At 40.7% G+C, this 19,099-nt stretch carries 11 protein-coding genes; 3 read left to right on the top strand and 8 right to left on the bottom strand.

Annotated features, from left to right (window positions below; genetic code table 11):
- The 4 genes from R2S08_RS28445 to R2S08_RS28430 form a co-directional block, all read right to left on the bottom strand.
- A partial coding sequence (locus R2S08_RS28445; RefSeq protein ID WP_316838290.1) for a RagB/SusD family nutrient uptake outer membrane protein occupies positions 1-1,484 on the bottom strand: 1,484 nt, incomplete at its 3' end.
- A 29-nt stretch (positions 1,485-1,513) separates the two neighbouring features.
- The gene (locus R2S08_RS28440) at positions 1,514-4,864 is read right to left on the bottom strand and encodes a TonB-dependent receptor (protein WP_316838289.1); all 3,351 of its coding nucleotides are present in this window, start codon (positions 4,862-4,864) and stop codon (positions 1,514-1,516) included.
- Positions 4,865-5,215: 351 nt separating this feature from the next.
- Entirely contained in the window at positions 5,216-6,379 is a 1,164-nt protein-coding gene (locus R2S08_RS28435) for a FecR family protein (protein WP_316838288.1), read from the bottom strand.
- A gap of 85 nt (positions 6,380-6,464) precedes the next feature.
- A complete protein-coding gene (locus tag R2S08_RS28430; protein ID WP_316838287.1) occupies positions 6,465-7,055 on the bottom strand; it encodes an RNA polymerase sigma factor in 591 nt (196 codons plus the stop codon).
- 430 nt (positions 7,056-7,485) lie between these two features.
- Here R2S08_RS28430 and R2S08_RS28425 point away from each other — a divergent pair, with 430 nt between their 5' ends.
- The 3 genes from R2S08_RS28425 (at position 7,486) to galB (ending at position 13,775) form a co-directional block, all read left to right on the top strand.
- Positions 7,486-9,783 carry a family 20 glycosylhydrolase gene (locus tag R2S08_RS28425; RefSeq protein WP_316838286.1) on the top strand — a complete coding sequence of 766 codons (2,298 nt, stop codon included), beginning with the start codon at positions 7,486-7,488 and terminating at the stop codon, positions 9,781-9,783.
- A gap of 40 nt (positions 9,784-9,823) precedes the next feature.
- On the top strand, positions 9,824-11,176 hold the full coding sequence (locus R2S08_RS28420) for a Gfo/Idh/MocA family oxidoreductase (RefSeq protein WP_316838285.1): 1,353 nt from the start codon (positions 9,824-9,826) through the stop codon (positions 11,174-11,176).
- A 73-nt stretch (positions 11,177-11,249) separates the two neighbouring features.
- Positions 11,250-13,775, top strand: a complete 2,526-nt coding sequence (gene galB / locus R2S08_RS28415; RefSeq protein ID WP_316838284.1) for a beta-galactosidase GalB — start codon at positions 11,250-11,252, stop codon at positions 13,773-13,775.
- Positions 13,776-13,838: 63 nt separating this feature from the next.
- On the opposite strand, the gene R2S08_RS28410 is transcribed toward galB, so the two are convergent.
- The 4 genes from R2S08_RS28410 to R2S08_RS28395 form a co-directional block, all read right to left on the bottom strand.
- On the bottom strand, positions 13,839-14,165 hold the full coding sequence (locus tag R2S08_RS28410; RefSeq protein WP_316838283.1) for a LytTR family DNA-binding domain-containing protein: 327 nt from the start codon (positions 14,163-14,165) through the stop codon (positions 13,839-13,841).
- A 160-nt stretch (positions 14,166-14,325) separates the two neighbouring features.
- Positions 14,326-15,150 (bottom strand): hypothetical protein, encoded by an 825-nt coding sequence (locus R2S08_RS28405; protein ID WP_316838282.1) that lies wholly within the window; start codon positions 15,148-15,150, stop codon positions 14,326-14,328.
- A gap of 573 nt (positions 15,151-15,723) precedes the next feature.
- A complete protein-coding gene (locus R2S08_RS28400; RefSeq protein ID WP_316838281.1) occupies positions 15,724-18,486 on the bottom strand; it encodes a TonB-dependent receptor in 2,763 nt (920 codons plus the stop codon).
- 87 nt (positions 18,487-18,573) lie between these two features.
- A partial coding sequence (locus R2S08_RS28395; protein WP_316838280.1) for an HlyD family efflux transporter periplasmic adaptor subunit occupies positions 18,574-19,099 on the bottom strand: 526 nt, incomplete at its 5' end.

Here is a 19,099-nt window from a genome sequence, read left to right as displayed (position 1 = left end):
TAGCCTGGATTCTGCTGTACAATTCCATTACTCTCATTAATTACTTTACGAGGTAAAGGGTACAGTACAAATTCCGGTTTGGCAAATACAGACCCATTATCTTTAGCACGCTGAATATATGTTCCCCACCGGATCATGTCTTCTCTTCTGGTTCCTTCTCCCCATAATTCGAATAAACGTTCATCCATTATTTTTTTCCGAAATCCGGCCTGATCAAATTGCCCTGGGCTGTATAAAGTTACACCTGCTCTGGCCCTGATCACATTAATCAGATCATATGCCTCATTTACCGGACCCTGACTTTCGTTAATGGCTTCAGAGAGCAGTAACAACGCATCGGCGTAACGCCATACCACGATGTCAGTACCCTGTTGTTCACTAATGGCAGTAGGATCTGGGCCATACTTTATTGGGATTGCCCCAATGTAATTATTTGCCCGTGCATCAAAAATAGCGCCTCCATCTGTTGGCCATTTGGCCAGCAAAATACTTAAACGTTTGTCAGAAGGATCAAATCTATCATAGGTTTTCCATGGCATTTTATAACCGCCCCACTGAGTGATCTCCAGGCCGTGAGGATCTACGTAATTACCCGGCATACTGCAGGCCAGCCAGAGATTGTTGTTATTTGCATCTTTACGACAGGAAATGGCCAGCATTATTTCTGTACTGTTGCCCTTATTTTCATATGTAAAAACATCTTTATAACTGGTCTGCAGGCTATGGCCCAGCTGCTGGATCTGCCGGCCTATGACAATCGCATCAGTCCATTTTTTTTCATGCATGTATAATTTCATCAGCCCCATTAAACAGGCATCTTTCGTAAAACGCCCATAATCAACAGAGGGAAGTTCTTTGCACGTAGGTAGAACAGCAAGCGCCTCCTTGTAATCCTTTTCAATCTGGCCAACCATCCATTCCCTGGTCGGTCTGGCTATGGCTTTTGTATTTGGATCTGAGGCCTCCTGAGCATTTATACGGATGGGCACCGGGCCATAATGATTATACAGGATCCAGGAATAATGTCCCCGCAATGCTTTCATTTCTGCGATATACTGGGATTTTAATTTTCCATCCATCTGGATCGATTGAATTTTATCCATATCAATCGCAATTTCCGAAATAAGCGGCATCAAAGCATTGTAATGATTGAGCAGCTCGCCAAAATCTTCTGAAAAATTCAGATTGTTAAATTTAATCCAGCCGTCCCATCCCCAGGAACAAATCATTTCATCTGTAGTAAAGCTCGACTGGATATCCCAGCCTTCATTTGTGGCACCCCAGCCGCCGCCATAAATACCTGCTCCGGTCATTCCTGAATACATCGCTGTAACGGCACTTTTTGCATCCTCTGCACTTTTAAAAAAACTATCTGAAGCATATTTGTCAAATGTCTTTTCTTCCAGGGCTTTCTCGCAAGACAGCAATAGTGTGCTTGATGCAATGATCAACAGCACAACCCTTTTATATATCTTTAATTTCATATTTGTTTTCATCGTTTAATGATAATTAGTTAGAATCCTGCATTTATGCCAATAGTAAACGAACGGGTCATGGGATAAACCAAGTAGTTTTGAAGCTCAGGGTCCATACCTTTATATTTGGTAATGATAAATGGGTTTTGAACGTTTACGGACAGCCTTAGATTCTTCAATACATTCTGTTTATCCAGGATTTTATTTCCAAATTTATAGCCCAAAGTAATATCCCTGCAGCGTATAAAATTGCCATTTTCCAACCAGTAGTCAGAATTACTCACATAAGTTGCGTAAGGATCTGGAAGACCTGTTGGAAATTGTGCATTTGGATTGGAGGGTGTCCATCGGTCTTTTGCAATACTTAAAACATTCCATCCAAAAGCACCCAACTGAGCATAGGTCCTGAAAGCTTCAGAATAATCCTGATTCTGCTTTTTCTGAATAAAACCATACATGTAAATAGAAAGATCGAAATTCCGATAGGTGAAGGTATTGTTGAAACCAAAACTATAACGGGCACCATTAATACCCACCTGCACCTGGTCTGCTGACGAGATTTTACCATCGGGTTTACCTGTTAAATTACCATTGGCATCATAGCCATTTAAATCCTTAATAATTACGCCCCCTGGTAAAATACCGGGCATCCAGGAAGGTGCAGGTCCGTCTCCTCTATAGATCCCGTCCGAAACATAACGGTATAAGCCATTATAAGGCCCCTGAACATCTATATATTTGGCAAGTGTTTTTAAGGCATTAGGCTCTCTCTCCACCCATGAATTGTAATAATGAGATACGTTAAAGCTTGTACTCCAATTCAGTCCTTTACCAGATTCACTGATCAGATTCTTTGTTTGCAAGTTCATCTCCCAGCCTTTACTTCTTGTCTTTCCAGCGTTAAAAGCAACGGAACTTACCGGAAAATCCGTTGAAAGTGGAATTTGGGTCAGCAAATCACTGATCGTTCTGTTAAAATAATCAAAAGATCCGCTTATTCTATTCTTCAATATTGCAAAATCAATCCCTGCATTCAGGTCGCGCTGGGTTTCCCAGGTTAAATTATCATTGTTCAACTGGTTTAAAACTACCCCAGGGTAATTGGAACTCCCGAACACATAAGATGCATCTGACGAATAATAAGAAGAGGCACTCCCTCCAATTTCGCTATTTCCGGTTGTTCCGTATCCCAGCCGCAATTTTAACAGATCAATGGCTGGAACAGTTTTTTTAATAAAGGGTTCTTCTGAAATGACCCAGGCTGCTGAAACACCTGGAAAAGTACCGTATTTCTTATTCTTAGCAAAGTTAGAGGCCCCATCTTTTCGGATACTGGCACTCAGTATATACTTATCATCCAGTTCATAGATTGCTCTTGCAAAGAAAGATTTCCAAACCTTGGTCGGGGCCCGGAAAGATCCAACTTGCGGCCGATCTGCTGTCCCAAATCCGAGATTATTAAATAAAAAATTATCTGTTGCAAAATGATCATTTTCAGCACTTAACCCTTCCCGATCCGTCAGCTGATAAGAATGCCCCGCAACGGCAGTCAATTTACCAGCCCCTCCAAAATCATGTGTATAATTAAGGATATATTCCATCAGCTTTGAGGTAGAGCTGCTTTCAGAAACAGAGGCCTGTCCACCCGCTCTGGCGCCATACAGAAACGTTTTTGGCAGGTAAGTATACCTTTTTGCTGTAGACTGGTCATAACTAAAATTAGCCCTTGCAGATAAATTTTTAAGGATGTTCCACTCTGCATATCCATTGGTAAGTACCCTGCTGCTTTTGGTAAAATCGGTTACTTCAAGAAAAGACAATGGGTTTGGAGAGTTCTGGTAATCAGGGTTAATTGGATAATTCCCATTGGCGTCTTGCAACGGCATAGTGGCCGGATAGTAAAATGCAGAAAGTACCATCCCCGAGTATTCATTTCCAGTGGTTCCAATATTTGCATTGTTGGCATTGGAATTAGAGACGATGATATTGGCGCCTACCTTTACATGATCTCCCAAAGACTGATCTAAATTCAATCTCCCATTGTATCTTTTATACTCCGAGTGCTTTAAAACACCAACCTGGTTCAGGAAATTACCTGAGGCAAAGTACCTGGTCTTACCCATATTAGGTGCACCCGATACGGATAGATTATGCTGCTGCGTTAAACCATTTCTGGTAATGGCATCAATGGCATTTGGCATTACTGGCTGATCGTTGATCTGCTGCTGGGTGTATTTTGGAACAAATGGATTCACTGTGGTCGGATTTACGGTACCATAGGGCGCTATTTTATTGTCCTGCATCCACTTTTCCTTTAGGATATCATTTCTGACCATCATATAATCCTTAGTTCCAAGAATATCATAAAATTTAATCGCTTTCTGATAAGACTGACTTCCCGAATATTCGACATTAGGCCTGTCCCCTTTTCCTTTCTTTGTAGTGATAAGTACAACGCCGCCTCCGGCACGTGCACCATAAATGGCCGTTGCACTGGCATCTTTCAAAAAGTCAATAGATTCAATATCATTGGGGTTGATAAAGTTTAACGGTGATCGGTCTACACCAGATCCCCCATACCGGGTTTGGGAATCCGGCTCGCCAGCATTATCATTGACCACTACCCCATCTATAACGTACAAGGCACCGGCAGAAGCATTGGACGGGTTGCTTCTGATCTGCAAACTCACGCCTGCCCCTGGCTGTCCGCTGGATTGCAGTACAGTTACACCAGCGGCCCTTCCAGCTAACGCCTGGCCAATATTAGAAGATGTGGAAGTATTCAGTTCTGCCGTTTTAACAGAAGCAATTGCCCCGGTAACATTTCTACGTTTTACCGCCCCATAACCAATGACCACGATTTCACTCATCTCATTAGTTATGGCCTTCAAGGTTATCTGTAAAGATGTATTCCCGGTAAGCGCAATTTCCTGCATTGCATAACCTACGTAACTAAATACAAGAATATCACCTTTTTTTGCGTTCAACTGGAACTTACCGTCGTTGTCGGTAGTAGAGCCCGTATTGTTATCTTTAACCCTGACACTAACTCCTGGCAGCGGCAAGCCTTTTTCATCCAGAACAATCCCTGTTATTTTATCTTTAAGGATAGCCCACGACAGGCTTTCAATCTTTCCCCGTTTGATCACAATGATATTGTCAACAATGCTAAATATCAGTGGCTTTCCAGAAAGTGCCTGTTCCAGCGCCTGTTCAACTGTTGCCCCATTAAGATCGATGTTGATTTTGCCTACTGATCTCAATAGTTTAAGATCATAAAAAGATTGGTAGCCACTCTGTTTCTCAATGGCTTTCAATACAGAGGGTAAAGACACGTTTTTCTCTGAAAGCGTAATTCTCTGGGAAAATACTTTCGCAGATACAGACATACAGAATACTGTTAATAAAATTAAGGTCAATTTCATCATCAGAATGATTTGAGATGGGAAATATTTGCGGACTGGCAAAGTTTTCCCACATAAGTTTAATTGCATACTTTTGTACGGTTTTGGTTAGAAGATAAATCTGTTACAAGTTTTTTGAGATTAACCGGAACCTGTCTGCATCTAACGCTATTGGATGCAGCATTACCGGGCCCTGACGCTATCGGGGCCTGGTTTTTTCCTTGATACCACGTATGGCACGGTTAACCTAAGGTGAGGTTAGTAGTATTCTTTCATGGATTATTGGTTTAGTTTTGTTTGGTTATCTATTTTTGGTTAATTGATTCTACATTTAAATCAGGGCCTTACAATTAAAGTCTTTCCTTCCAGTTTAAAATTCAGGCCCCCATTTTCTAATACTTTCAAAACTGTGTTTAAGCTAGACGATCTTTTGATCTTACCTACAAACTCATGTTCACCAATCGGTCCTTCGTAAACAATTTCTAAATTATACCATCTGGAAATCTGGCGCATGAGTTCGGGAAGATTGGCTCTATCAAAAATGAAATAGCCATTCCTCCAGGCCATAACGGATTCTAAATCTGCATCTTGCACTTGAATACTCCCTATATTTCCTAAAAGCAAGCCTTGCTGTCCCGGTTTTAAGATTACTGAAGCGGTTTTACTTTTTAGCTGCACAGCGCCTTCCAGTAGTGTGGTACGCACCTCTTTTTCGTCCTCGTAAGCCATTACGTTAAAATGTGTGCCCAATACCCGTACTGTCGTTCCTGGAGCTTGAACAATAAAAGGCTTATTTTGGTTTTTGGCGACTTCAAAGTAACCTTCTCCATGAAGTTCGACGCGCCTTTCTTTATCCTTAAAAGCGGTCGGAAATTTCAAAGCAGAAGCCGAATTTAACCAAACTTTACTTCCATCTGGAAGAATGATTTGGTATTGCCCCCCTTTTGGGGTAGAAATTACATTATAAGACATTTTGCTACTCAGGTCCGCTGTCTTTACTCTATAAATCAACTGTCCGCTGGTTGTTTTGGTGATGCTGATACCACTTTGCTGAGCCAGGATTCCATTAGCAGCCTCATCCAGATCAATGGTCTTACCATTGCTAAGTGTTAATTTAGCACGGTCCCCCCCTGGTTTTACATCAGTAACACTGGCCACTTCTGCCCGCTGACCGATGTTCTGTTCAGGTCTTTTATAGAAATATAACCCGGCTGCACATACCAGAAGAACAGAAGCGGCAATGGTGAGCTGCCAATACCACGAATAACTTTTCTTTTTGTTGATATAACGGTTTATGTAGACAAAATTCTCTTCCAAAAGGGCTTTTACATCTGCCGGATCTTCCTCTTTTGGCTCCTCTTCTTCTAACTCACGTTCAATAAGTTCTGCCAAAGGACTCTGTTCTCCATATAACTGAAAATGTCCCATCAGTTTCTGCACTTCTTCCGGTGTACATTGTCTCCTAAGATATTTGGCATAAAGTGCTTTTAAATCGTCCATGATTCTCCCCTTTTATATACCATACGATTGTAAAACAAAAAATCTATGCTCCGTTCTATTTTTTTTGAAAAACTCTATTTATAAATTAACGAAAATATAGGTGAATAAAATAAAGCAACAAAAGATCAAACTTATTATTGTTCATTTCTTCCTTAAGGAAAGCCATTGCTTTGGCCATATGGTCTTTGATTGTCCCTACAGAAACCCCAAAATAGACTGCAGCATTTTCATAACTTTTATCTTCCAGCTTGATGTATCTGAATACAAGCTGTCGTTGGGGAGGGAGTTTACTAACTGCATTCTCTAATATCATCCGGTAATCTTTAGCCTCCATCAAATCTGTAATTGGATCATGTAGCTCCGTCATTAAACTGATCAGATGATCCATTAACTTCTTGTTCCTTGAAGTACTGCGATAAAAATCAATAGCCATATTCTTAGCTATAGTTACCAGAAAAGCTTCGAAAGGAAGTTCCGTATTCAACTGGCTCCGAGATTGCCAGACTTTTAAAAATACATCCTGATGCAATTCTGCCGCGATATGATTAGAGTGAACTAATTTACTCAGGTTATAAAATATTTTTCGTTCGTATTTCCTGTACAATTCATTAAATGCTGCCTGGTCGTTGGATTTCAATCTAAGTAGAAGATCTTGTTCATTGTTTAGTGAAATCATAGATGGAAATATCCAGAAGCAAGTTTATATAAAATCAAATATAAAAAATTTACGACCAGAAAAGCAATCAAAAAACAAACTTTCCCAATGCAACCATATTATCAAAATTTCAATAAACGTCTGTTAAAAAGCCATAAACTTTATTTTTACAACACTGGATTATTTTGAAGAATTAGCACCTGACCTGGTTATAAAAAACATTTATGTACCCAGCCTATACACTATCCAGTGTCTGCGCCCAGGAAAAATATGTTTTATGATCAAGCCTCAGAATCTGTAAGATTCAGCTAGATCAGAAAACATATTTTTCTCAACAATAAGATGAGGGATGCTCTATAATCAAAATAACATCACAATAGATCAAATTTATTGTAGTACTTCGGTTTTTATATTCCGATTTTAGTAAATTACGATATGGTATATCCTCATTATGAAACTCAAATTTCTTTTTATTGTTCTGTTACCTAAGTTACTATTAGCACAACAGCCCCCTTCTATTATCCCCCAACCAGTCGAAATACAAATGAGCCGTGGCTTCTTTGTTATCGACAACAATACCTCGGTACATTTTGACAAACAACAAAAAGCAACAGAGCCTGCCGTGCAGTTTTTACAAAAAATGGTGCAAAATATTTCCGGATATTCTCTAAAAGTCAATAAGCCAGGAAAAAACACAATAAACCTTGTCCTTTCAAATGCCAGTCATTTACCGAAAGAGGGCTACCAGCTATCTGTAACCAATTCCAGCCTCACCATCAAGGCAAGCAGTTATGGTGGTATTTTTTATGGTATTCAATCCTTGCTGCAAACCTTACCTCAAGTGCGTACCAACGAATCCTTGCATGTACCTTGTATGCTGATCAATGATTATCCCAGATTTTCATGGAGAGGGATGCACCTCGATGTAAGCCGTCATTTTTTTTCAGCCGATGTAGTTAAAGAATATATTGACCTGATGGCCCTGTACAAAATGAACACCTTCCACTGGCACCTGGTAGATGACCAGGGCTGGAGAATGGAAATAAAAAAATACCCAAAACTTACACAAGTCGGTGCATGGAGGGTTGATCAAACGGACAAACTATGGGGCAACCGGCCACAAGCCAAACCTGAAGAACCCGCTAATTATGGTGGATTTTACACACAACAGCAGTTGAAAGAAATCGTAGCCTATGCCAAAGCAAGAAATATCACCATTATTCCGGAAATAGAAATGCCCGGCCATGTGGCCTCAGCAATTGCAGCTTATCCACAATTGAGCTGTACACAAATGCCGCAGCTTCCGCTAACCGGAGGAAATTACACCAATATGGCTTCCAATTACTGTGCTGGCAATGAAGCGGTATTCTCTTTTATAGAAGATGTGTTGACAGAAGTTATGGAGATCTTCCCTTCCACCTATATTCATATTGGCGGCGACGAAGTAGATAAAGAACCCTGGAAAAAATGCCCACGTTGTCAGCAAAGAATTCAAAAAGAGGGCTTAAAAAATGAAGAAGAACTTCAAAGTTATTTTATTAAACGCATTGAACGTTTTATCATTAGTAAAAAAAGAAAGCTTATTGGTTGGGATGAGATCCTGGAGGGCGGCCTTGCCCCCGAAGCAACCGTTATGAGCTGGCGCGGAGAAAGTGGAGGAATTCAAGCCGCAAAAATGGGACACGATGTGGTCATGACACCAGGAACTCCTTGTTACTTTGATGCCTACCAGGCCGGACCAGAAGGAGAACCCTATGCTGGTGGCGGTTTTAACACCCTCAGAAATGTATATGATTATGACCCCGTTCCAAAAGAATTAAATACCGCAGAACATCAACATGTACTAGGAGCCCAGGGTAACGTATGGACAGAAAATATATCCACAACAGAACATCTTGAATATATGGTTCTGCCCAGAATGCTGGCCCTGGCAGAATCTGTATGGTCTCCACCAGGCAAAAAAAACTGGGAGAACTTTTACTCCCGTCTTAAAGTTCATTTTAAAGCTTTTGATCAAAAAGGCTTACACTATTCACCCGGGAATTTTACGGTAAAAATTAACCCGATATCCCAAAGTGGAAAACTCAGCGTTAACTTATCTTCCGATTCACCAGAGGCCACGGTCTATTATACCTTAGACGGCTCTGTTCCTGGATTATCCAGTACAAAATATACTTCACCTATTCCGGTAGAGTCTACCCAAACCATCAAAGCCGTTAGCGTGCTCAATGACAAGGTCATGAACTTAGTGCCGGTTGAACAAAAATTCGCTATTCATAAAGCCATTGGAGGCACGGTCCAATACACCAACGCACCCTCTAAATATTATCCTGCCGATGGCCCCAATTCCTTAACCGACGGCATACGTGGAAAATCCAATCCCGGTAAATTCTGGATAGGAATTAGCAACGACGACCTCATTGCTACAGTGGATCTTGGATCGGAGAAAAAGATCAGCAAAATTGGACTTGGTTGTTTACAAAGCTATAAGGACTGGATATTCTTACCACAAACGGTAAAATTTGAAGTCTCTACCGATGGTCAGCATTTCCAGGAAGTGGGATCTCTTGTTAATGATATTCCGGTAACTGCACTTAATCCAATTATGCGCGACTTTGAAACCAAATTTTCAGCACTAAATGTTCGCTATATTCGCGTAACAGCAGCAACCGTCAAAGCATGTCCAAAAGGACATCCTGGCGAAGGAAAACCAGGATGGACATTTGCCGATGAAATCACTGCAGATTAGCAACTCCTCTGTAGTTTTAATAATGAACATATTATAATCCATGGAAAAAAGACGTGAGTTCATCAAAAAGGTAGCTATAACAGCCGGCAGCCTGGCCATAGGAAGTAAGACCTTCGGTTTTACCGCATCTAGCTATAATAGGATCATCGGTGCTAACGACCGGATGCATATAGCCATCATTGGACTAAATGGCCGGGGAGATAGCATGTCTGGCACTTTTGCCCAGCAGCAGAACGTAATGATCAATACAGTGTGCGACGTAGATTCGAGAACCATCCCTAAGGTTCAGAAAAATATTATGGCTATCGGTAAGCAGAACGAAGCACCTAAAGGTGAAGTTGATGTTCGCAAAGTCATGCAGGATAAAGGTATCGATGCCATCTTCATTGCTACGCCCGATCACTGGCATGCGCCAATGACCATTATGGGTTGTCAGGCTGGAAAACACGTTTATGTCGAAAAGCCACTAAGCCACAATCCTCATGAAGGTGAATTGGCCGTTCAGGCCGCCAGAAAATATAAACGTATTGTACAAATGGGCGCTCAGCGCAGGTCCTCTCCCATGGCTATACAGTGTATAAAAGAATTGCACGGCGGTGTAATCGGCCGGCTTTATCTTGCAAAAACCTGGTACACCAATAACCGCAAAGCAACCTATCTTAAACCTGCTCCTGTACCCGATTGGCTGAACTATGAACTGTGGCAAGGCCCTGCACCGCGCCAAGCCTACCGGGACGGACTGATACACTATAACTGGCATTGGTTTTGGGATTACGGTACGGGCGAGGCCTTAAACAATGGCACGCATGAAGTAGATCTTGCCCGATGGGGTTTACAGGTTGATTTTCCAACCAGAGTCAGTTCTGTTGGCGGCCGGTACCAATTTAAAGATGATTGGCAAACTCCAGATACGCAAATCGTCACCATGGATTATCCGGGCCGGATTTCTCTGATGTGGGAAAACAGAAGTTCCAATGGCAGAAAAATAGAAGGCGCCGAGCGTGGTGTTATTTTTTATGGTGAAAATGGCAGCCTGGATACCGACGGCGAAAACTACACCATATATGATCTGGATGGTAAAATAGCTAAACAAATAAAGAAACAAGGATCGACAGATGCATCAATACAAGGCCGAAATACAGCCAGTCCAAGTTTAAGTATGGACAGTCTGCATGTGCGAAATTTCCTAGACGCCATCCGCAACAATACGCTCCCTAGTTGCGATGTAGAACTGGGTTACAAAAGTGTTGTCGCTATGCAGCTGGCCAATATCTCCTGGCGTGTCGGACGCGACCTGCATCTGAACCCGAAGAACGGACATATCATTAATGACCATGAAGCACAAAAACTTTGGAGTCGCACTTATGAACCTGGCTGGGAGCCCAAGGTTTAGTATAAAACTGATTAATATCAACCCAAATAATAGTTTAACACACATTTAAATGATTTCCATTAAACGATTACCAATGTTACGAATAGCTTTAATGGCTATTCTCAACCTATCGGTAGCAACCACATCCTTTTCTCAAACCAAACCTGTGATAAGGATGGGTGCAACCAATACCCAGTCATTTGACGACAACTGGGCATTTGCCAGATACGGCTTGCAAGCTGATGGTTCACGAATTGAAGAACCTCAAAATTTAGAAAGTACAACTTTAAATGAAAGCTCTTGGCAAAAACTAAACTTACCCCACGATTTTGGCATTACCGGTCCCTTTGGAATTGAACTGGAGGGCGGTACAGGCAAACTTCCCTGGAAGGGAATAGGGTGGTACAGAAAACATTTTAAAATCCCAGCAACGGACGTGGGAAAAAGGATCTTTGTAGACTTTGACGGCGCCATGGCCAATGCCAAAATCTGGCTCAACGGCCATTATGTAGGAACATGGCCCTATGGGTACAATTCCTTCCGGATGGATTTAACACCTTACCTGTTGACGGGTAAAGAGAATGTACTCGCGGTTCGTCTGGACACCGAAAACTGGGATTCGAGATGGTATCCAGGTGCCGGAATTTACCGCCATGTGTGGTTGGTAAAAACAGATCAGGTCCATGTTGGCCATTGGGGTACCTCTATTACCACTCCGGAAATTACTGACGCCTCGGCAAAGGTTAAGATGGACGTTACTGTTGAAAACCAAAGTACACTCCCGGTGGAAGCCACGGTTCAAACTTCTGTATTCGAATTGGATCAGCAAAATAAGCCTGGAACAAAAATCACTTCTTTCAACACGTCTGCAATAAAAATAAATGCGGGTGCGGCGGTAACCACCAATACACAAGCTACAATTCAGCATCCCAAGCGCTGGGATATTGTTGCTCCTAACCGGTACATCGCACAAACCACCGTTAGTGTAAATGGTAAAGTGGTTGATACTTACCAGACCCCATTTGGCATCCGTACCCTTAAATTTACCGCCCGCGATGGTTTCCAGCTTAATGGCCACAGGGTTGAAATCCAGGGAACCTGTAACCATCATGATTTAGGTGCTTTAGGTGCAGCCATCAATACCAGTGCGCTACGCCGTGAGCTCACTATCCTTAAAGATATGGGTTGTAATGCCTTACGCACCTCACACAATCCACCTGCACCAGAACTACTCGAACTAGCAGACCAAATGGGCTTTCTGGTATGGGATGAGGCTTTTGATTGCTGGAAAGCCGGCAAACGGAAATTAGATTACAATAAGATTTATGAGGAATGGCATCAAAAAGATCTCGAAGCCATGGTTCACCGCGATCGCAATCATCCTTCCGTTTTTATCTGGTCTATCGGAAACGAGGTAATGGAACAGCGAAATGTAGAAATGACAAAACACCTCGCAGACATCATTAAAAAAGCAGATCCAACCCGCCCGGTTTCCAATGGCTATAACGATCCTGACGGAGGACGGGAATCAGGTGCCGTTGAAGCATTAGACATTATGGGCGTTAATTATTTCTTTAGTCAGCAACCTAAATGGGATGCCGACCCCCGTTACACAAATAAACCCACCCTGGGTAGTGAGACCTCCTCTTGTGTTTCCTCACGTGGTGAGTATTTCTTTGGGAATGACTATCAGAACTGGCAAATATCTTCATATGATTCCGCCTTTCCGGGTTGGGGCTGTTCACCAGATGAGCAGTTCCGTACCAATGCCAAATATCCGCATCTCTTAGGTGAATTTGTTTGGACAGGTTTCGATTATCTCGGAGAGCCCACCCCTTATAATTCAGACGCCACCAATCTGCAAAATTTCCGGAACGATCCTGCTAAAAGGAAAGAACTAGAACTAAAGCTGGAAGAACTCCGCAAAAAGAACCCACCATCAAGAAGCAGCTATTTTGGCATTGTAGATTTAGCTGGCTTTCCAAAGGACCGCTACTACCTGTATCAATCACAATGGAGGCCAGATTATCCAATGGCACATATTTTACCCCACTGGAATTGGGCAGAACGGATTGGCCAGGTTACCCCTGTTCATGTTTACACCTCTGGTGATGAAGCCGAATTATTCTTAAATGGAAAGAGCCTGGGGCGCAAAACTAAAACCCCTGGAAAAGATTTCCGTTTGGTTTGGGACGATGTAAAATATACCCCTGGCGAATTAAAAGTAGTTTGTTATAAAAAAGGTAAAGCATGGGCCACCGATGTGGTAAAAACCACAGGAGAAGCCGCTAAAATGACTTTATCCGCCAATCATCCTGTGATTAAAGCAGGAGGAGAGGATCTATCTTATATTACTGTAAAAATAACAGACAAAGAGGGATTAACAGTACCCCGTACGCATAATTCCATTAAATTCTCGGTACAAGGCCCAGGAGAAATTGTAGCCACAGATAATGGCGATGCAACCAGCTTTGTGCCTTTTCAAAGCCATGAAAGACCAGCCTATAATGGAATGGCATTGGTTATTGTAAAAGGAAAGAAAGGCCAAAAAGGCAAGTTCTCTGTAAAAGCAGAAAGCCCGGGTTTAAACAGTGCAGTTATTAGCTTAGAAAGCAAATAGCCGTACGACCATTTAACTTAAAGACTTGCAGTATCATCAACTCGATTTGATGATACTGCAATCCTAAAAGATACAGATATCAAGATTCATGAGCAGATCCTTTAAAGTAACTGTAAATGGAATGCTCTGATTATTTACAAGTTCTACAATTTTACTCTTCTTGTTAATACTTTTAATAAAATCTTTATTAATTAAATAGGATTGATTGACCCTGATAAATGTCAGAGAGCCCAATTCCTGAGCAATTCTCTTCAATGATTTACAGGCAATCAATTCTTCTCCGCTTTTCAAAAAGACGCTGGTATAACAGTTATCTGATTTACAATATATGATATCCAGGGAAGAGATGACCCTGAGAGATTCTTGAGAAGAAAACATTAATTTTTTCATGAGACGCTAGTTTAACAAACAAGTTTGAATACCAAAATAGCAATCCCTCCCTTAACAAACTCCTCTAATATTGATTATTATCGATGTTTTATTGACGCACCTCTAAATAGCCTTAAGCAGTAATAAAAAATGAAGTATCTCTTAACTATAGGGCAATTGGTTATTTTTTCACCAGAGTATAAATTCCTGAAAAGTCTGTAGGATAGCTTACATAAGCATTATCTTGACCTAAAGCCTCAATCGATAGTGTAGGGGGAGGATAGGGACTATCAGGTGTTTTTTCCGGTAATCCGTTCATCTTAATATTGTAACTGAATTTCTGTCCGCCATTGATGGCTGGACCAAGATATTTCAATGGTATAGCCATCTCATATGTATATTGCATATGATCATTGAATTGTGCAGCTACCTTTATGCTTTCTGTATTATAAATGGAAATTAAAGATTCACGGATCTCTTTTATACCGGTTATACTTATTTCTTTGAATACGCCCCCCATCATTTTATTAGCAACCAACCTTAATGAGTCTATCTTTTTCTGATCTGCATTTGTTGTACCATTTTTTAGTCTTCTAACAGCTACTACGGTATATCTGACAGGATCAATTTTTGCTACCTCAATTGTAGGCGGAAAAGTAACTACTATATTTTTTTTAGATTTTTCGCCTGTTTCTGCCGGTATTTTCACCATAAAACTTATTCCAAATATTGCTTTCTCATTCCCGTATCCGTCACTCGCGCGTACCGTTAAATAGAGATTAACATCATCGTTAGATATTGAATAATAAATACGATTATTGATATTGTAAGCCTGGAATTCATCATTCCATTCTGTTGTTTTACCGTCTATTTTAATATCAGCTGGTGCACGCTTACCTGTCTGTTGTATCTTTGGCAGTTTTTGGGCCACAGCCATAAAAGGAGCATTTCCAAATAAAATAACAGGTAACAACAACGCAATATTGATAATACTATTTTTATTCATAGAAAGATGGTTTATAATGAGGTAATCAAAGTATATTGTATCTGTACAGATACAATATACTTTATTGCAATTAAAAACAGCTCCAGTATAAATGCCCGGAACTGCAACTAGCCATCGTACTATTACAATCGTTAGAAGTGTTACATGAATGGGTGGAAGAGGTGTATGCACTGCAATTGGTATGCTGGTCTGTACAACAGCGAAAATTGCAGACACCTGGCCCACCACTACTACCACCATCACTTCCATCACCCCCTAGTACTTTTTTTAATTGACCTCTTGTTAATACTTCACCTTTCTGAAAGATCGAAGCTCTTAGACTTAATTTCTTCATACTTTTGTACAAAATTTAATTATTTAAAATTTTGGCCCTGCCACGCCGGGCCAGTTAAGCGGTACCGATAACGTCGGCACTCGTTTTTAGGGCTGTACGAGAAAAAAACATTTAAGTATTGTTAGCTACTATATTTAAAGATAATCGTTTATCAACTCAATTATTTACAATTCCAGGGGCTTTTAAGAATCCACAGGCATTCATTCAGAATAACACACTAAACAACTGGAATTCAAGGCTTAATTAACAAAACCCCCATCACCTCTTCGCATCATAGGCTGACCATTATGCATCGGAGTCCCCCCCCATTTCTGTAGATTTAAACGGAGGCCAACTAAAAAATACCTGCTATTGGTAGTCGATAAGGTATAGGTTGTCGATTGTGGTGTAACAAATTGCTGCATAAAGTTATTCTGATGGAGCAAATCAAAGACATCAAAAGTAATCGCTAGATTATGTGCCCTTAAAAGGCGCTTTTCAAAACCGGCATTAATAATCAAGGGATTCAAATTATAATTTGAAAAACCTGATATATAATTTTTGCTGGCGGCATAATGTATCTGAAAAGAATGCGGAAAATATATTTGTCCATCTACGGCTAGTTTCGTACTTGTAATAGTGCTACCTATGGCATTTAAGGTAGTCGTGGATGATTTATAGACATCATAGCCCACATACGGATTTATCATCAGTTTATTGTCGTTCAAACTTATCCTGGGGCCAAAGCGTTCATTAAAATCCCATATAGTTGTGTGGTAAGACAAATTATTACTTAGGGCATTAGTAAATCCATAAGTAATACTGCCATTTAATTCGAGGTTATAGTTACGGTCATTCAATTGTTTTGAGATCGAGTATCTTCCGGATAGCGTTTTATCACCGTTAACATTAACATAATTGACCTCATTAATTGTTTTATTTAACGTGGGAGAAATAGGCAGGGTTATTTGTATAATGTTAGTAGCTACCTGGTTATCATACAACAGCGCACTTACATTAAATGAAAGGTTGAATTTATCATTCGGGAAGTATTTGTTATAACTGGAAGTAATATTATGGGTAAAAGTAGGCTTGAGGTCGGGATTACCAATAATGATATTGTTGGGGTCCGATCTATCGATAAAGGGTTGTATCTGCTGAAAATTGAGCTCGTTATTTGTCCCGGAGTAGGTGAGCTGGAACCGTTCAGCGGTTGACCAAGAGTGAGAATACCTGAATATAGGTATGATCCTGAAATCAGAACGGGAGGTTGAAATAGTAGTATTGGTATTATTATTTACCTGAACGCCTGATAAAACAGTGGGGACAAGTGCTGCGCCCAGTGACAAATTGTCTTTTTCACCTCCATACCTGTAATCGGCTGTTAGCCTCGTTTCTGTAAATGAAAAGTTATAGATATTCTCCAGCCGGCTAAGTTCTCGTAATTGACCACCAGCAAGTACAGTATCTGATACCGCCTTATTATCGTAAGCGGAATTTTTGATCTGTCCGGTAAATTCGAGCTGCGACCGGCTACTTATAGGTTCGGCGTAGGTAATAACAGAATGATAGACCTTATTATTACTGGTTTTAAACGTTAGCAAATGTGACAATGAGTCTTTTACCAATACATTTTGCGTAGCATCCATATAATAACGATAATCAGCCCTTTTATCTCCATTTATTTGGTTATTGGATTGTGTAAATCCTGCCTGTACCGAAAAGTTCCTCCTGTTTTTTTTAAAAGAATGAACGTATAAACCTGTTAATCCATAATTATAGCCTGTTGCAGGATTTATCGTTACAAGATTTACTACAGCATGCTCAAATCCCGTAGTAAAATAATTTAAATTATCTGTTAATACATTGCTGTTTACAACCGAACTGGTATAATTAAATGTAGGATTTATCTGCAAATAATCGAATTTACCTATATTGTAGTTTAATTCAAATTTTACAGCCTGACCTTTACTGTCATTACGAGCTTCATGATTGTTTTTAAAATTACCTGCCCCCATACTCGAATTAATTTGCCCATAACTGTTACTTACAGAATTGGTATTATTGAAATTATAAGCGTAACTACCCGTAACCGTTATTTTGTTGTTCCAGCTATTGGTGTAACTCAATATGGACGACCCAGATCTGATAGTTCCAGGCATAGACGATCCATTTGTTCCGCCGCCTATTGCATTAGATGAAGCTATTCCATTAACCGTGCTACTGATGTTACCAATTAAGCTTATTACGCGATTGGCATAAATATTCTGGATGGAAAATTTCTCGTTATATCGGCTATTATTCCCCTCTTGTGAAGTTATTGTTGCCAGATTGCCGATAGATTTATCAGCCCTTGTGGTAATATTAAGCGTCTTTTCAGGGTCACCATTCTTAATCCCTGTACGGGCAGCCTGGTCACCGTAATCATCTACTACCTGTATTTTATCTACAATATTGGCTGGTAAATTCTGTATGGCCTGCGCCACACTCCCACCACTAAATACCTTGCCATTGAGCTTGGCTTTGGTTACCTGCTGCCCATTGTGTATCAATTGGCCATTTCCACTTACTTCCATCCCCTCCATTTTCTTAAGCAATTCATCAACGGTGGCATATTCCGGTACTTTATAGTCGCTGGCCTTGTATTCAACTGTATCAGTTTTATAGACAATGCTGGGACTTCCGTTGATATTAACCTGCTTTAACTGATAGGATTGATCTCGCAGTATGATCGGTTCCAGTACAATTTTACGGGTCTGGTCGCTATTTAAATACCTTCTTACAATGGTTTTAAAGCCTATACCAGAAACAGTAAGTACAAATGTGGCCATTTTTACGTTTTCGAGTACAAATATTCCGTCTTTGTTCGTGCCCATCAATATCGAATCCTTTGTCGATACTAATTTTATTTGAGCACTCGCAACCGCCGATCCGGTACTGTCTTGTACAATGCCGCTAACCTGGCGAAAAGGCAAGGGCTGTGGTTGACTGGATTTAGTCGCAGTACCTTGCTGCGCTGCCAACTTGTTTGAAGAAAACAAGATTAAACAGCTAACAAAAAAAATAAATGGACAGCTATGTTTCATTAGAATATAATTTGTAATAACAAATCAATTACTATTCAACATCTTGGTTATATTCCTCAAAAACCGCTGCAGTAATGAACTCTCTTCGGTAACAATTTCAGCATCGGCCTGCATTCCGTTCTTCAGCACAATTTTATGCTCAGGATCTTTATTTTCAAATCGTTCAAAACCAATTTTTGCAATAAAAACACTATCCTTAAAAGCAACTTCTGAGATGTAATTCACCTTGCCCCTGATTACCCCGTACTGCTCAAACGGATAACTCTTCATCTTCACCAGGGTACGCTGTCCAAGCCTCACCTTCCCCATATTATACTGCGGTATATAAACCTCTCCAAAGAAATCTGTATTCGCAGGATTGATCATGAACAACTCCTGGCCAGCACTAACCGTCTGATTTTCCTGAACAATACCCGCATAACCAACCTTTCCTCCAATCGGTGCTGTCAGGATATATTTACTGATCCATCCATCGGTTTCAGTTAGCATATTACTCAGCGACTGTACAAATTTTGCCCGTTCCTCTTGTATGGTATGGTCCAGGTCCAGG

This window comes from Pedobacter nutrimenti (assembly GCF_032678445.1).
Taxonomy (GTDB): domain Bacteria; phylum Bacteroidota; class Bacteroidia; order Sphingobacteriales; family Sphingobacteriaceae; genus Pedobacter; species Pedobacter nutrimenti_A.
Note: the sequence above shows the minus strand (reverse complement) of the source record. Positions and strands in the feature narration are given on the sequence as shown.

Coding starts and splice junctions, on each gene's coding strand:
- R2S08_RS28440 (WP_316838289.1), bottom strand. CDS start 4,864: ATGTCTGTATCTGCGAAAGTATTTTCCCAGAGAATTACGCTTTCAGAG.
- R2S08_RS28435 (WP_316838288.1), bottom strand. CDS start 6,379: ATGGACGATTTAAAAGCACTTTATGCCAAATATCTTAGGAGACAATGT.
- R2S08_RS28430 (WP_316838287.1), bottom strand. CDS start 7,055: ATGATTTCACTAAACAATGAACAAGATCTTCTACTTAGATTGAAATCC.
- R2S08_RS28425 (WP_316838286.1), top strand. CDS start 7,486: ATGAAACTCAAATTTCTTTTTATTGTTCTGTTACCTAAGTTACTATTA.
- R2S08_RS28420 (WP_316838285.1), top strand. CDS start 9,824: ATGGAAAAAAGACGTGAGTTCATCAAAAAGGTAGCTATAACAGCCGGC.
- galB (WP_316838284.1), top strand. CDS start 11,250: ATGTTACGAATAGCTTTAATGGCTATTCTCAACCTATCGGTAGCAACC.
- R2S08_RS28410 (WP_316838283.1), bottom strand. CDS start 14,165: ATGAAAAAATTAATGTTTTCTTCTCAAGAATCTCTCAGGGTCATCTCT.
- R2S08_RS28405 (WP_316838282.1), bottom strand. CDS start 15,150: ATGAATAAAAATAGTATTATCAATATTGCGTTGTTGTTACCTGTTATT.